The sequence below is a fragment of the Neobacillus drentensis genome (assembly GCF_036966985.1).
Classification (GTDB): domain Bacteria; phylum Bacillota; class Bacilli; order Bacillales; family Cytobacillaceae; genus Neobacillus; species Neobacillus drentensis_E.
Window position 1 is genome coordinate 5939 of record NZ_JBALSN010000500.1, and the last position, 1519, is coordinate 7457.

The 1519-nt window shown below is 33.2% G+C and carries 3 protein-coding genes; 1 reads left to right on the top strand and 2 read right to left on the bottom strand.

Going from position 1 to position 1519, the window contains the following annotated elements; all coding sequences use genetic code 11:
- Together V7659_RS26450 and V7659_RS26455 are read right to left on the bottom strand one after the other, a co-directional pair.
- Positions 1-238: hypothetical protein (locus V7659_RS26450; RefSeq protein ID WP_335543069.1), on the bottom strand; the 238-nt coding region annotated here is incomplete at its 3' end.
- Between the two features lie 160 nt (positions 239-398).
- Positions 399-707 (bottom strand): low molecular weight protein tyrosine phosphatase family protein, encoded by a 309-nt coding sequence (locus V7659_RS26455; protein ID WP_420491420.1) that lies wholly within the window; start codon positions 705-707, stop codon positions 399-401.
- A gap of 259 nt (positions 708-966) precedes the next feature.
- Between V7659_RS26455 and V7659_RS26460 the strand changes: the two genes are divergently transcribed.
- On the top strand, positions 967-1140 hold the full coding sequence (locus tag V7659_RS26460) for a hypothetical protein (RefSeq protein ID WP_335543071.1): 174 nt from the start codon (positions 967-969) through the stop codon (positions 1138-1140).
- Positions 1141-1519: the final 379 nt, after the last annotated feature.

Sequence of the window (1519 nt, forward strand, 5' to 3'; positions counted from 1 at the left end):
TTTGTCTCCTATCTTCTTTCATAATTCCATCGATCGTTTCTTCATTAACTTGAAGATATTCTGAAAGTTGTTTTTTCGTCAGGATATTTGGAGTATTCACAGAATAAACCGACGTTGAAGTATTTTTGATGCTAGAATCATTTTGGTTTATAAAAAAAGTCCCCTTTAATATTATTGCACCTATGATTATTGAAATTCCAATAATCAAGGCACTAAACGGATAAGTAATAGATTTCATTGAACATTTCCCCTAAATATCCCTTATTTTTTTAACACCTTAACTAAGTTAACCATTAGAAATCCAAGAATACCAAGCCTTCTATTATTGTTAAAGGTGTTATTGACCTTACCCTCACCAAATTTTAATTTAATAAAAAAGAGCAGTTGCAGTAACTCTCTTAAGGTATTTCGATATAGTTTGAAACTCTTGACCTCAAAATCTCTATAAGTTCTTCATCCATAAATGTATATTCATCAGGGATATCTAAACAAATGACTTTCTTGGACCCATTTATCATTGGTCCAAATTTTTCTCTAAGTCTTCTGATGTGTTTCTTTTCCATAACAAAAATTAAATCTGCCCAACCGATATGTCCGCTAGATACTTTAATGCGGGCATTTTGCTCTGTTCCAGCCGATCTTACTTGGTGCCCGTTCACTTCGTGGAAAATTTTCTCGGCAGTTAAACTTCTCCACTTGTTGCGAATTTTTCTCACCTTCCGCTTATAATAAGATCAATGAATATACATCTAAAATTTTGAATGAAAGAAGAAAATACTTACCGTTGTTCTAGTAATGCATCCGTATGCCTTATCCCGATCTAATCATTCGCGAACGCACCCGCTCGTGGAACAAGAAGTACATAATATGTTCGAACTGTGCAATAAAGTTCTTCCGGAAATTTCTTGTAGTTACTCATTAAGATAATTCTGATAAAATAGATATTATTATTAATTTGGAGGCAAAATGACTGACTTAGAAGGACAACCGACGACTACTTTATTGGCGCAACTAACTTATAGCCCTTTATATATCATCACTGTATTAATGGCTCTTGGTGTACTTATTTTCTTAAGAAGTGAAAAAGGTTGCTTAATGTTTTTGAGTAGAATTTGGGCAGTGGCGCATATATTTATTTAATTTACTTACTAGCTATTTACTTTAATTTAGCAAACCATAATTAATGTACATTTTAAAGTCAAATACCCATTAAGCGTTTATACTTATTCAACTAGAAAGCCTGTTTGCACAATAGGAAAATGAGTTGCGGCCGCAACTCATTATGATCTTGAATTCATGCACCCAATAAGGAACATCTTTATACTTTCCACTCTTGAAAGAACTTTAGTAGCAGCAAGAGGTGACGGAAAAAGTTATATTTATATTTACTCAAACTTAAGCTCTCCATCTAATACCAATGACAAATCAGCCATTTTTATTTTAAAATCCCAGGGATGAGAACGGCTTACTAGCAACTGGTGGCGATTTTTAATTCTTGCACTCGTTTCTAGAATAAGAC

Bases quoted from the DNA above. Each gene is read 5' to 3' on its own strand.
- V7659_RS26460 (WP_335543071.1), top strand. From the start codon at position 967: ATGACTGACTTAGAAGGACAACCGACGACTACTTTATTGGCGCAACTA.